The organism is Thermogemmatispora argillosa (assembly GCF_059696725.1).
Genome location: NZ_AP019377.1, coordinates 4,821,435 through 4,834,918, shown reverse-complemented (window position 1 = coordinate 4,834,918; position 13,484 = coordinate 4,821,435). Strand labels below are relative to the sequence as shown.

Below are 13,484 nucleotides of genomic sequence, written 5' to 3'. Positions count from 1 at the left end.
GCGAACTACCCCGTTGCCTCTCCCTGTTCACCTCCGCCCTGCGGAGTGAGCAGGTAGCGGGCAAAGACACTGACAGGCAGGACACCAGCCGACGAGCTGTCCGTGTTCCTCACGCAACTCGCTGAGAGGCCGGGCACAGCGACAGACATAGCCATGTTGGCGTGCCGGATTGCCATACACTAATGCATGAGGAGGGACATCGCGTGTCACCACTGAACCAGCTCCTACCAGAGCAAACTCTCCAATGGTTACCCCACAGACGACGACCGTCCGCGCCCCAAGCGAAGCTCCATAGCGTACCAGGGTCGGGGTAATCTGCCAATCCTGTGCCCCTTTCAGACGCCCGTCAGGCGTAATCGCCCGCGGCAGCAAATCGTTCGTAAAGCAAACATGCGGGCCAATAAAGACTCCGTCTTCGATAGTTACCCCCTCGAAGACTGAGACATAGTTTTGGATCTTGACCCGCGCCCCGATATGCACCCGCGCATCGATATAGACGCCCCTTCCCAAAATGCATTCTGCTCCGATCACCGCCCCCTCACGCACCTGAGCCAGCCCCCAGATGCGCGTACCCGCGCCGATCTGAGCCTCTGGCGAGACCTCCGCCGTCGGATGAATAAAAACATCCTTTCGACTGATATGCTGCTCCATTACTACTGCGCTCCTTCTGGATTCCACTCTTGAGCTGCCGCTCCGCTTCCGTGGGAAAAGAACAGGCGCTTGCAGAGATCAGAGGCAACCGACGTTGCTCAGGCTGTGACGAGCAGGCCAATGGCAATGCCCAGTAGTCCCCCTACCAGAACCTGGATCGGCGTATGGCCGATCAGCTCTCGCAGACGCTGCTCCCCAATGGGATGGCCTTTAAAGGCCTCCTCAAGCATTTGATTCAACATGCGAGCCTGGATACTGACTGCACGCCGCACGCCCGCAGCATCGTACATCACTACCCCCGCCAGCACAATACTGATGGCGAAAGGAACCGAGGAGAGACCTGTGAGTCGGCCTACTGCCGTGGCCAATCCCATGACGAGAGCTGAGTGGGCGCTGGGCATGCCCCCTGCCGAGACCAGGCGGCGAAGGTTCAGCCGTCGCTGCGTCACAACCTCGATAAGGGTTTTGCTCATTTGAGCCAGGGCCCAGGCTAGCAGCGCTGCCAATAAGGCACGATTTTCCAGCAACGACGCCATCGCTAGCCGTCACTACTCGATCTCTTCTTCGAGCTGGCTCAGCTCCACCGGCTGAACTACTGGCATCCCCTCGTTGTCAACGGTCAGTTGCCTGACGCGCAGCTCCGCCCGCTGTAAGAGATCGTTGCAGTAATGCACCAGACGCATGCCACGCTCAAAATGCTCAATTGCCTTTTCTAGAGGAAGCTGTCCATTTTGCAGAATTGACACCGTCTCCTCTAACTGCTGAAAAGCTTCCTCAAAAGTCAAATCTTCCATAGTGCGCACATCTCGCCAATTCTTCGGGTGAATTCAATATAGCAAGCAATACAGGCAGGACAAGGGATTTGGCCGGCACTCGCGAACAGCGCTGAAGCTTGCAGCCCTCTTTTCGGGCCGTCGAGCAAACCGGCCATCGACCAGCAAGCCACTCAAAAGGAGCGCAGACTAGAGCGAGCCAGAGCGATTGCGCAGTGCGGCAGGAACAATTGACCTAGGGGAGCACCTCAACGGTCACGGAGCCATTGGCGAGCTGGAGCACTAGGCGATCGCCGGGGTGAACCTGCTCGACAGCAGTAATCAGCGCCTGATCATCGGCGCGCCGAGCAATCGCATACCCTCGCGAGAGTGTCTCCAGAGGACTAAGGGTTGCCAGGTGGCGCGCCATTCCCCGGAGGCGTTCGCGCTGGAGGGTCAGAAGCGTCTGCATACTAGCAAGCAGGCGCTCGCTCAAATCATCGAGCTGTTGGCGTCGCTGATCCAACTGACCACGCGGGCTAGCGCGTTGGAGGTCACGGGCGACAAGCTGCAAACGCTCACGCTGTGCAGCCAGATAGGTCAACATGCAATCTTGCAAGCGCTGCTGCCATTCAAGCAGATCCTGACGCCAGCGGGCCACATCGGGGACAGCCGCCGTCGCCGCGGCGGTCGGCGTTGAGGCTCGATAATCGGCCACCAGATCCGCGATAGTCACATCGGTCTCATGGCCGACGCCGCTAATGACCGGAATGCGCGAGCGGGCGATGGCGCGCGCCACCACCTCGTCATTGAAGGCCCATAGCTCTTCACGCGAGCCGCCGCCGCGCGCCACGATAATCACCTCTGCCTCTCCATGCTCATTCAAGAGATCGATAGCCGCCGCAATTGAAGTCGGGGCCTCTGAGCCTTGCACCAGAGCGGGGGCAATCAGCACCTCCGCCAGTGGATAACGTGTACGGAGCACGCGCAGCATATCGCGGAGGGCTGCCGCCTGTAGCGAGGTCACGACCCCGATTACAGCCGGAGCCGCAGGCAGCGGACGCTTGCGGGTCTCAGCAAAGAGACCCTCAGCGGCCAGCCGCTCCTTGAGCTGCTCAAAGCGTCGATAAAGTGCCCCCTCTCCCAGCGGCTCGACATACTCGACATAGAGCTGCAGCCGACCGTGTTGCTCATAGAACGAGACATACCCGGCAGCCAGCACCGCCATACCATTGCGCAGCTCGGGCAAGCCGGCCCGCTGGCGGGCATGCTTGAAAAAGACGCATAGCAGCTGCGCGGTCTCGTCTTTCAGCGTGAAATAGCAATGACCAGAAGCAAGATGAACCTTATAATCAGAGATTTCGCCCTGAACCCAGATACTGCGTAGCAGCTCATCCTGCTCCAGCACCTTTTTCAAGTAGTGGACCGCCTCCGAGACCGTCAGCGGCGGCTCGCTCAGTGTCGCCAGCATCGGCGCCCTCCCGGCTAGGCTTCGCCGGAGCTATCGACTACCATGAGGGGCTGCCCATACTCGACCGGCTGGCCCTCTTCTACCAGGATCTCAACCACGCGGCCCGCCACTGGCGACTCAACTTCATTGATTACATTGAGGGCTTCGACCGTGGCCACAAGCTGGCCCACCTTGACCTGATCACCGACCTGAACTAGAGGACGCTGCTCCTTGGGCCTGGCCCAGCGATGGAAGATGCCAACCCAGGGAGAGACAATTGTATGCCGGGTCTCAGCGGCAGGCGCTGACTGTTCCTCTGTCGCCGCCTCTCCCTCATCAACGACTTCGGTCGCGGCCAGGCCATCAGTAGCGCTGAGTCGCGCCTTGCGCAGCGCCAGGCGCAGACCAGCCGTCGGCGCCCTCAGCTCTAGCTCGCTGACATCGCTGCTGTCAAGCAACTGCACCAGGCGCTTAATTTGCTCAACTGTCAATGCTTCAGTGGTATAGGAACCGTTCTCCAGAGCGGCGCGGCTGCCCCCCCGGCGTGATCCCTTGACTTCCATTGCTCCAATCCTCCCTTATGCTGGCAGGCTAGGCGCGCTCAACGTACTCGCCTGTCGTTGTATTGACGCGGATCAGGTCACCGATATTGACAAAGAGCGGTACCTGAACCACTAGCCCTGTCTCTGTCGTGGCTGGCTTCGAGCCACCAGTAGCCGTATCGCCTTTCACACCAGGTTCTGTATAGGTCACACGTAGGACCACCTTCTCAGGCAACTCAACCGAGATCGGTCGGCCCTCATGCATCATAATATCTAGCTCCATATTATCGGTGAGATAGAGCCGGGCATCGCCGAGCTGCTCTTCGGTCAAGACGATGTCTTCGTAGGTGGTCGTATCCATGAAATGGTATTGATCGCCATCCTGGTACTGGTACATTACATGTACGCGATCCAGGAAGACCCGCTTGAATTTCTCGCCAGCATCAAAGGTGCGCTCGACGATGGCGCCCGTGCGCAGATTGCGCAGCTTGAGGCGAACCGTGGCACCACCACGGCCAAGCTTAATGTGCTGCCAATCGAGAATGGTATAGAGCTGTCCATCTAGCTCTAGAGAAAGGCCCTTCTTCAGGTCGCCAGTCGAAATCATCGCCACACACTCCCTATTGTGGAATGATCAGATCGAGCGGCGAGCGCGTTAGCACCTCCGCCCTCTCTTCCAACACCAACACACTATCCTCAAGGCGCAAGCCCCCCCAGCCGGGTATGTAGACCCCTGGCTCCACAGTCACCACGGCGCCTGCGGGCAGAAGCGCGTCTTCGGGGGCTCGCTGCGACAGCATAGGTCCTTCGTGTACCTCCAGGCCAACGCCGTGGCCAGTACTGTGGATATAGTACTCGGCTAAGCCGTAACCTGCTAGCACATCTCGCGCCAGACTATCGGCCTGACGCCCAGAGAGACCGGCCCGCAAGCCGCGCTCACAGGTGCGCATCGCTTCTAGCACGGCCTCATACAGGGTGCGCATACGTTCCTCGCGTGGCTCCCCAAGGCAGACTGTGCGTGTCATATCAGCACAGTAGCCCTGGTAACGCGCCCCCATATCGATCGTAATCAGCTCGCCCGCCTCGATAGGGCGCCCGCTCGCACGTGCATGGGGCATGGAGCCATTGGGACCAGAAGCGACAATCGGCTCAAAGGCTGGACCATCCGCCCCCAGGGCGATCATCGTTCGAATAATCTCCCACTGCACTTCTCTTTCTGTCAGCCCGGGGCGCAGCCATCGGCAGAGATGAGCAAAGGTTTCGTCTGTGATCTCCACAGCCTTCCTTAAGCGCGCTAGCTCCGGGCCCGACTTGACCTGACGCAGGCGGTCGACGATCGTGCCCTCCAGCGGCTGCAAGGTGAACTGCCCTTCGCCCCTGTGAGAGAGCCTGGCATAGTAGCCATAGCTGAGGGCCTCCGCCTCGAAACCGATACGCTGCCAGCCATACTGGCGAGCCTGAGCCGCGACAGCCTCAGCAAACTCACGCCGCTCCGGTACGAGCACTTGACAGCCAGGGGCCTCTTTCTCCGCCACCTCACGGTAGAGCGTCGTCGTAATCAGGAGGCATAGCTCACGCGAGACCAGTAGCCAGGCCGCCTCGGGATCGTCTTCCAGCCAGCCGCTCAGATAGGAACGATTGTGAGGCTGCGTGATCAAACAGGCGTCAAGCTCCTGCTCGCCTAGCCAGGCGCGCACAGCAGCGATGCTCTCGTCGTTCATGCATCCCCCTCTTTCGCGCGGGCATCCTCTTCAGCAATAATATCCAGCAAAGCGCGCAAGGCCAGCTCATAGCCACGCCAGCCCAGACCGCTGATCTGGCCACGACAGACCGCCGCAGTTACGGACTGATGACGGAAAGGCTCCCGCGCATAAATATTGCTCAGATGAACCTCAATGACCGGGGCCGAGAGAGCCGCTAGAGCATCGCGCAGAGCCAGTGAGTAGTGCGTCAAGGCCCCCGGGTTGATGATGACACCGGCAGCTTGCTCTCCGTGTTCTTGGAGGAAATCAATGAGCGCTCCCTCGTGATTCGACTGAAAATCGAGCAGCGTCACCGCATGCTCAGCGGCCAGACGGCGCAGGCGTTCAATGATCCAGGGCAGAGTGACCGTGCCATAAATGGCCGGCTCCCGTTTCCCCAGTCGATTCAAATTTGGTCCATTGATCACCAGGATCGTGCGCGTCATACTTCTTCCTGCCTCACCCCGGCCTGCGTAGTGCCTTCGCCAGCAAAGAGAGAGTGCACCACCTTGCTGACCAGCTCATCAGGCAGCGTGGTCTGGAAGACCTCACCGATGCGGCGGGGCATGATCCAGCGCACCTGCTTCTGAGCCACCTTCTTATCGAGCTGGATGGCCGCTAGCAGTGCTTCGGCCCGTGGCACTCCATGATAGACAGTTGGCAGGCCCAAAGCCTTCAGCAGCGCTCGCTGACGCTCAGCTTCCTCGCGCGCCAGTAAGCCCGCCTGGCAAGCCAGTTCAGCTGCGGCCACCATACCCAACGCTACCGCTTCCCCATGCAGCCATTCACCATAGCCGGTCACACTCTCCAGCGCATGGCCTAACGTATGCCCGTAGTTGAGGATCGCCCTCCGCCCCTGCTCGCGTTCATCCTCCTCAATCACTGCGGCCTTGAGGGCAATACAACGCGCGATGATCTGCGCCAGCAGAGAGGCCGGGGGCAAGGAGAAGTCGCGCAGAGTTGCCGCATGGGTTTCTAGCAAAGTAAAGAGTTCTGCGTCGAGTATGATACCATACTTGACAACCTCTGCCCAGCCCTCAGTGCGCTCGCGCTGCGGCAGCGTCAGCAGTGTTGCAGGATCGGCCAGCACCAGACGGGGCTGATAGAAAGCGCCGATCAGGTTTTTGCCACGTGGGTGGTTGATCCCTGTTTTGCCACCAATGGCCGCATCGACCTGGGCCAACAGCGAGGTTGGTAGCTGCACCAGGGGGACGCCGCGCAGATAGGTAGCGGCGGCAAAGCCTACCAGGTCGCCCACAACGCCACCACCCAGAGCGAGGAGAGCTTCACGACGCTCTGCTCTCTGCTCGATGAGCCAATCGTAAATGGCGCTCAATTGCTCCAGCGACTTGCTGGTCTCGCCTGCCGGAACGACATAACTGCTCGCGCTCCAGCCAGCCCGTTGCAAGGTCCGCAAGAGCGGAGGGCCATAGAGATCATAGACATGCTGATCGCTGAAGAGAAAGACCCTCCGTGGCAGATCGAGACGGGCGAGATAGGCCGGAAGTCGTCCCAGCCCGCCCCAATCGACAATGGCAGCATAGCCCCCGCCGGCCCGAATCTGACGTTCAAGGGGTTCCTCTCCTTCCAGAGCGCCCAGGGCAATCAAGGCCGCCAGGGCAGCGCGGACTACCTGCTCCAGGCTTTTCCCGTCGGTCGAGCAGCACGCTTCGGCCTCGGCATAGAGGGCCTGGCGTTCGGCCTGCAAGCGACGCAGGGCCGCCAGAGGATCATCTCCGGCTAACAGGGGACGTATCTCGGGAGAGAGGCCTGCGCGCCGTGCCGCTGCATCCTGCTGGCGCAGGCGTTCAAGAGCAGTCTCCGGCTCGACGCTCAGGAAGACCCTGATTCCCCGTTCCGCCATTAGGCGGCGATTGTCCGCATCGAGGACAATGCCCCCACCGGTGGCAATGATAGCACCCGTCTGGGCAGCCGCTGCCTGGAGAGCCTGTTTCTCACGGGCCCGGAAAGCGCTTTCCCCCTCTTCTGCGAAGATGGTGGCAATGCGCTTCCCGCTGCTTTGCTCTACCAGCAGATCAGTGTCGATGAACGGTCTTCCCAGGCGCTCCGCTAGCAGACGTCCGACGGTCGTTTTGCCACTCCCAGACAACCCAATCAAGAAGACGTTACGCATGCGCATTATTCTACCACGAGCTGATCGGTCAGCCTGGCAGCCGCCGAGGCTCTTTCCTCCCTCCTCATGACATGATTAGTAAAGCTCTTCGCTGTGCACTGGAGTATCCAGGATGGCCAGCAAGCTGAAAGTCGAGGTATCTACAATTTTGAGATAGCTATCCTGCTCCTGGGCTAGTCCCTCTCGCACAAAGGCCTGAATGCGGTTGTCGTAGATCCTGAACGTTGACTGGAAGCGGAAGGCATACTGTTCGAGGCGCCCTGTCTGGCGATTAAGGACCAGAATGTCATCGTCAGGTGAGCACGTTGCCTTGAGGTCGCAGCGCGAGGGATTGGCAAATGAGCCGATCAGAACCTGCCAACGCTGATCCCAGCTCGCTACGGTATATTGATGAGTAATCTGCCCATCATGATCAAAGGCGATAAAGGTGCTCTGAGCTTGTAATGGGTCATAGAGCATAATGCCCTCTGCTGCACTGCCAAAGTGACCGGTGTAGAGAATATCGCCGCTGCCCCACTGGCTGTAGTTCTGCCGCGCTTTGACTTGCAGAGCGCTATTCAGCAGCAAGAGCTGAGCTTCGCCAGCGATGGGATCATAGAGCAGGAGCTGGGCCTGACCAAGACCACAGAAGTCTCCGCTGTAGATCTGCCAGTTGCCATCGAGGCCCGTCACGGCCTGGTTACGGGCAACCTGCAGGCGGGCATTGAAACTAATCAGGCGCCCCTGGCCACCGAGGCGATCGTACAGGAAAAGACCATCTTGCTGGGCGTTCACAAAACGTCCGATATAGATTTCCCAGGAGTCCTGAGAGAGCAGATAGCGCTGGAGATGGTTGATTTCAAATTTTCTCGTAAAGTCAACTACCAGCACATTGGGAGAGAGCTGAGATTGACTGCTCTGGCTTCCACCCAGATCATTCCCCCCGCCAGTTCCTCCCGCGCCAGGATTCAAGCTCAGGGGCAGACCGCCTTGCATGACGAGGGCTCCTGCGCCACCAGTGGCCACCTTCCGCGTAATGGTGCCCGCCGTAGGCGAGGGGGTAACGCTAGGAGTAGCCGTCGGCGTGCCGGTAGGGGTAGCCGTAGGCGGCGTGGGCGTAGCCGAGGGGGTTACCACGGGCGAGGGAGTCGGCGTCGGCGATGGTGTTGGGGTTGGACTGGGCGTAGCGGTCGCTGTTGGGCGTGGCGTGGCTGTGGCCGTAGCCGTCGGCTTTGGAGTCGGCGACGGACGTGGCGTGAGGGTTGCTGTTGGCCGCGGTGTGGCGGTAGCCGTAGGCGTCGGTTTCGCCGTAGGCGTGGGCCTGGGCGTGACCGAAGGGACAGGCGTCTTTGTCGGCACCAGACTGGGCACAGGTGAGACTCCCGGCCCGCCCGGCACGGTCGGGAAAGGCGTCGGCGTCAGACTCGGCGCAGGGATGCTCGGCGTCGGCGAGTTGACAAAGCGATTGTAGAGGAGCAAGCCCGTTGTCTGACCGTTGAAGCGACCTGTGTAAACTTCCCAACCGGGTCCCCAGCCATCAAGCGTAATATGCTGGCGAATCTGCAGATCTGGACCGAGACTCAGGATCTGGATCTTGCCAGAAGATCGGCTATAGAGCAGGATCTGATCATAGCCGAGGCCTGCAAAATCGCCAAGGCGGATATCCAGATCCGAGCCCCAGCCATGCGGCCCTACCTGGCGATCAGCCAGGGTGACCAGCCGCGCGCCGGCAAGCGTGCCAGAGGTGGTCGAGGGCGCATCAGCATAGGGCCAGAGGCGTCCTCCCGGGCGCTTACTCAGTTGTTCAGCATCCAGTAGCTGCAGCACCTTCAGCGTGCCCTGTTGGCGATTATAGAGCAGGAGCGCGCCCTGGCCCGTCCCCGTGAAATCAGCATCAAACTCTTGCTCCGAGGAGGTTGGTGGCAGACCGAGGGCTAAGCGCGCGCTGGTCAGGGTAGCTGGATCACGCTGCTGCTCCTGATTAGCCGCTAGTACCTCAGCCAGAGACTCGCCGTCAACGCCGGGCAGACGCGCGAAGAGCTGAGGATCGATTTGGCCCGGGAAATAGATGAAGCGGAGCTGGCCACGCTGATAGCGTGGCTGGTTAATGACCGAAACGCGGTAACCAATACCGAGGTGCACGGGGGTGGGGTCCCCGTAATTTTGATAGGTCACATTAAAGGTATCGCCGTCGGGACTGACCCAGGTAACAAAAGCCACATGACCGGCAGAGCTATAGGCCCATACCCCATCGGCTAGCGGGAAGACAGCAATAGCTCCCACCCGTGGACGCGTTCCCACAGCCAGGCCAGCCCGCTGCGCTGCGCTGATCCAGTCTGCTGCATTGCCCCAGTTGAGGGGCAGATCATAATGCAGCCAGTGCCACTGCTCCCAGGCCCACCAAACGCAGTTTCCACCCTGCGGAAAAGGGCCAGGGCAGAGCGCAAATGGATTGCCATCAGCGCTAAAGCTCAGTTGGTCACAGCCTGTATTGAGCGTCGGAGCAGTATATCCCAGCCCCTGAGCATTGGCCTGGAGCCGATTCACTAAGGCCAGGACTTGCGAGAGCAGTAGACAGAGACAGAGTGCAGCGACGAGGGAAAGCGTGAGGAAATGGCGACGCTTCGTGCGACCGGCAGCAGGATGTCGATCATGACTTCGCAGGAGCCTCCGCAGGAAGGCCAAAGGATGCATCTGGTCTCTTCCTCCCTAAAATAAGACCTGTATGCAGCCACGGCTGGCCAGTTTTGCTTGAAGCACGCTCGCGGTCTTTCTGCTACTGTGCGATTTCTTGGAGAGTATACCATTGTGAGTTCATGCGCGCAAGGTGGCCTGCCTGCTTTGCGGCTTTCTTCTGGTAGGCTAGGCCTTCGCACCCCGTCAGGAGCCAGCCACCAGCGCGGTAGCTTTCTGGTTCTATTGTACCCCCTTTTCATCCATAGGTCGGGGAGAAGGCAGGCGGACGGCCAGGTAGGGACGCGGACTTGTTTTCCCGCTGCTCCTCACACTGGCCCAAAAAGGGCTTGACAGGGCTTGGGGGCAGTGCTATCATAGGATCATCCTGAATGAAGAGGTTGGCTTGGGCAATTAGCTCAGTCCGGTTAGAGCGCTGCCTTGACATGGCAGAGGTCACAGGTTCGAGTCCTGTATTGCCCACTCTATGCGGCGTCCCCCAGATAGGGACGCCTATTTCCGTTTTGGTCAGGGTGGCGAAAGAGATCGTTGAAAAGCTCGAGCAGAGCGGAGAAACGGCGAGGGGAAAAGAGAGCTTCCCTACCGCACGATCTTTCTGGCCAGGCTCCTTGCCCTCCGGCATAGCCAAACTGGCGCATTGCTGGCTGCCCCTTGCCATCTCGCCCCTAGGTAGATGGGGCGGGGGCCTTATCGCGGTCGATCGAGCAGCCTGGCCCCGTAACGAGCGCCGCTCTTCTCCATCGCTCCTCTCCATTTTGCCAGCTCTGCCCGCTTCGCCGGGGCCAGGCTGCGCTGAGATTTTGGCGCTGGTTTCTCTTTATGCCTTCTGCCTGCTCAGCGCCTCCATTCATCCTTACTTCTTCAGCACGGGGATTTCAGTAATCCCCTCATCGCGCGTGCGATGACGTCCGGCGCTTTCCTTGATGCCTCCCTCGGGATAGACCAGGCGTGCTTCATGCTCGGGGAGCAGCGAAGCTACCTCTTTTAAGACAGCATCGAGAAACTCTTCTTCTGGTACCGTGCGTACCACCTGTCCTTTGCGGAAAATGACGCCTTTGCCTCGTCCGCCAGCCAGGCCGACATCGGCATCCCGCGCCTCGCCCGGCCCATTCACAACGCAGCCCATCACGGCCACATGAATAGGCGTCTGGACCTTGGCTAGACGGCGCTCTACCTCATTGGCAACTTCGATAACATCAATCTCGACACGTCCACAAGAAGGACATGAGACAAAGGTTACACCCCGATTGCGTAGCTCCAACGAGCGCAGAATCTCATAGGCCACAGGGATCTCTTGCTCAGGCTCAGCGCTCAAGCTAACGCGGATCGTATCGCCAATGCCCTCAGCTAGCAAGATGCCAAGACCGACCGCCGACTTGACAGCACCTGGCACCAAAGGCCCGGCCTCAGTGATCCCCAAATGCAGCGGATAGTCAGAGCGCTGCGAGAAGCGTCGATAGGCTTCAATCGCTGTCAATGGGGCTGATGCCTTGAGCGAAACCTTGATTTCATGAAAGTCCAGCTCCTCACACCAGCCAATGTACTCCAGGGCTTTATTCACCATGCGCTCGGCTAGCTGCTCGCGCTGACGCCGACGCTCCTCTGCCGGATCGCTGCGCTCAACTACGCCATCCGAGCGACGCCGGACCTGGATACGCTGCATCTGGGCCTGCTTGTCGAGGGCATCAAGCGAGCCGGCATTGACGCCGATACGCATCGCTATGCCTCGCTCTTTACAGGCCTTGACGATCTCCTCCAGCGCCTTACGCCCTTGAATCAGATTACCAGGATTAATGCGCACGCAATCAACACCCTGGCGGATTGCTTCCAGGGCAAGCTGATGATTATAATGAATATCGGCGATCAGAGGAATGTGAATACGCTTTTTGATCTCACCCAGCACGAGAGCATCTTCCATCTCGGGGACAGCCACACGCACCAGCTCGCAGCCCACCTCTTCGAGGCGCAAGATCTGGGCTACAGTGCTCTCTACATCGCGGGTGTAGGTGGTACACATCGACTGCACCGCAATGGGTGCATCGCCACCGATCGGCACATCTCCGACATGAATCTGTCGTGTCTTTCTTCGCATAAGCACTCCATCAATCCGACGCATCTATCGAGACAGCAGCACCCTGCGACACAGGGCTGCTGAGCGAAGCGAGCAATTTCCGAGCGGGCGCAGCTCATCCAGTAGGCGAGCGCCACTGTACCCCACTGGTCACCTGGCCTCATCAATGCCAGCCCAGCAGGGGGACAGGAAGACCGGCAGCCCCTGAACCAATCAGCGAGCACTCCAATTCACCACATCGCTGATGGTGACCACCACAATCAACATCAACAGGATAGCCATGCCCACCAGATTAATCAGGCCCTCACGCTCAGGACGCAGGCGCTTGCCGCCGCGTAGCAGCTCGATGAGGATCAACAGGACGCGCCCCCCATCAAGAGCAGGGAACGGCAAGATATTGATGATGGCGAGGTTCAGGCTCAGAATACCTGTCAAGGTCAGAATAGGCCACCAGCCAATCGTCGGCACCGTTTGGGCCACCTCGCCCGTCATCTGCACGATTCCCACCGGACCAGCGATTTCCGGCTTCATCGCCCCTGTCACCATCTGCACAATACTGGTGATAAACTGGCCGGTCACAGAGAAGGTCTGCTCGATGCCCTTGAGAGGAGCCTGCCAAAGCGGATAAGTCACATAACGGACCTCATTCCCGCGCTCGATTCCCATCGGCCCCTGACCAGGAGGCGGGTTAACCCGCACATTGATGGTCAAGGCTACCGGCTGAGGCTCATCAGCATGCCTGATCACAATGCGCACCGGCACGGTCGCCCGGCCATGAGCCTGGGCAATGGCCTGCTGCACGATATTCTGAACATCCGAGAACTGTTGAACTGGCTGTCCATTAACCGAAAGGAAGGTATCGCCCGGGCGCAAGCCCGCCGCCGCGGCTGGCGATCCTGGCGCCACCTTCGCAATGACCGGCGGGATCACTGGCTCCCCAACGCTATAAGCAATCGAGAAGAGGACGATCGCCAGCAGGAAATTCATCGTTACGCCGGCTACCAGCACGATGAGACGCTTACCAGCAGACTTTGAAGCGAAGCTCTCCGGGTCATAGCGTCCATACTCATCGTACATCTCTCCATTCTCGCCGGGCATACGCACAAAGCCGCCGATGGGAAGCAGGTTCAGCGAATAGATCGTCGAGGAAGGAGGGGCCACAGCAGCCGGGGAGCCTTCCCGTTCGCCCCCTCCAGCGCCGGGAACGGTCGGAGACCAAAGATCATCGGCGGCAGCCGAGGCAGCCGGCTGGCGAAGCTGAGAGCCACCATTAAACCAAATCACTTCCCAGCCACCGCCAGGGCGGCGCCGAATACCCACGATGCGCGGAGGCAGCCCAAGACCAAACTCCTCGACGCGAATCCCAGCCCACTTGGCAGTCAAAAAATGGCCCAGCTCATGGACAAAGACCAGCAGACCAAAGACCGGTATGGCAGCTAATAAGTACCAGTAATTCATTCCCACTTCCC

12 protein-coding genes and 1 tRNA gene are annotated in these 13,484 nt (G+C 59.6%); 1 reads left to right on the top strand and 12 read right to left on the bottom strand.

What is annotated here, in order from left to right; translation table 11 throughout:
* Positions 1-27: 27 nt before the first annotated feature.
* The 10 genes from AC6H1L_RS18940 to AC6H1L_RS18895 form a co-directional block, all read right to left on the bottom strand.
* The gene (locus AC6H1L_RS18940; RefSeq protein ID WP_497599013.1) at positions 28-651 is read right to left on the bottom strand and encodes an acyltransferase; all 624 of its coding nucleotides are present in this window, start codon (positions 649-651) and stop codon (positions 28-30) included.
* A gap of 98 nt (positions 652-749) precedes the next feature.
* Positions 750-1,187 (bottom strand): divergent PAP2 family protein, encoded by a 438-nt coding sequence (locus AC6H1L_RS18935; RefSeq protein WP_497599012.1) that lies wholly within the window; start codon positions 1,185-1,187, stop codon positions 750-752.
* Between the two features lie 12 nt (positions 1,188-1,199).
* Positions 1,200-1,445, bottom strand: a complete 246-nt coding sequence (xseB, locus tag AC6H1L_RS18930; protein WP_497599011.1) for an exodeoxyribonuclease VII small subunit — start codon at positions 1,443-1,445, stop codon at positions 1,200-1,202.
* A gap of 214 nt (positions 1,446-1,659) precedes the next feature.
* Positions 1,660-2,874 carry an exodeoxyribonuclease VII large subunit gene (xseA, locus tag AC6H1L_RS18925; protein WP_497599010.1) on the bottom strand — a complete coding sequence of 405 codons (1,215 nt, stop codon included), beginning with the start codon at positions 2,872-2,874 and terminating at the stop codon, positions 1,660-1,662.
* 14 nt (positions 2,875-2,888) lie between these two features.
* Entirely contained in the window at positions 2,889-3,416 is a 528-nt protein-coding gene (locus AC6H1L_RS18920) for an acetyl-CoA carboxylase biotin carboxyl carrier protein (protein ID WP_497599009.1), read from the bottom strand.
* 28 nt (positions 3,417-3,444) lie between these two features.
* Positions 3,445-4,002 (bottom strand): elongation factor P, encoded by a 558-nt coding sequence (gene efp / locus AC6H1L_RS18915; RefSeq protein WP_297161697.1) that lies wholly within the window; start codon positions 4,000-4,002, stop codon positions 3,445-3,447.
* A gap of 13 nt (positions 4,003-4,015) precedes the next feature.
* Positions 4,016-5,116 (bottom strand): M24 family metallopeptidase, encoded by a 1,101-nt coding sequence (locus AC6H1L_RS18910; RefSeq protein WP_497599008.1) that lies wholly within the window; start codon positions 5,114-5,116, stop codon positions 4,016-4,018.
* The gene (gene aroQ / locus AC6H1L_RS18905) at positions 5,113-5,583 is read right to left on the bottom strand and encodes a type II 3-dehydroquinate dehydratase (RefSeq protein ID WP_497599007.1); all 471 of its coding nucleotides are present in this window, start codon (positions 5,581-5,583) and stop codon (positions 5,113-5,115) included. The genes AC6H1L_RS18910 and aroQ overlap by 4 nt, the downstream gene beginning before the upstream one ends.
* Positions 5,580-7,271, bottom strand: coding sequence for a 3-dehydroquinate synthase (gene aroB / locus AC6H1L_RS18900; protein ID WP_497599006.1), 1,692 nt, complete (start codon positions 7,269-7,271; stop codon positions 5,580-5,582). Before aroB ends, aroQ begins: the two co-directional genes overlap by 4 nt.
* 75 nt (positions 7,272-7,346) lie before the next feature.
* Positions 7,347-9,944: a CHAP domain-containing protein gene (locus tag AC6H1L_RS18895; protein ID WP_497599005.1), complete on the bottom strand. Its 2,598-nt coding sequence runs from the start codon at positions 9,942-9,944 to the stop codon at positions 7,347-7,349.
* 387 nt (positions 9,945-10,331) lie between these two features.
* Between AC6H1L_RS18895 and AC6H1L_RS18890 the strand changes: the two genes are divergently transcribed.
* Positions 10,332-10,406, top strand: a tRNA-Val gene (locus AC6H1L_RS18890).
* Positions 10,407-10,797: 391 nt separating this feature from the next.
* Here the strand turns inward: AC6H1L_RS18890 and ispG are convergent.
* Both ispG and AC6H1L_RS18880 read right to left on the bottom strand, forming a co-directional pair.
* The gene (gene ispG, locus AC6H1L_RS18885; protein ID WP_497599004.1) at positions 10,798-12,036 is read right to left on the bottom strand and encodes a flavodoxin-dependent (E)-4-hydroxy-3-methylbut-2-enyl-diphosphate synthase; all 1,239 of its coding nucleotides are present in this window, start codon (positions 12,034-12,036) and stop codon (positions 10,798-10,800) included.
* Positions 12,037-12,228: 192 nt separating this feature from the next.
* Positions 12,229-13,473: a M50 family metallopeptidase gene (locus tag AC6H1L_RS18880; protein ID WP_497599003.1), complete on the bottom strand. Its 1,245-nt coding sequence runs from the start codon at positions 13,471-13,473 to the stop codon at positions 12,229-12,231.
* Positions 13,474-13,484: the final 11 nt, after the last annotated feature.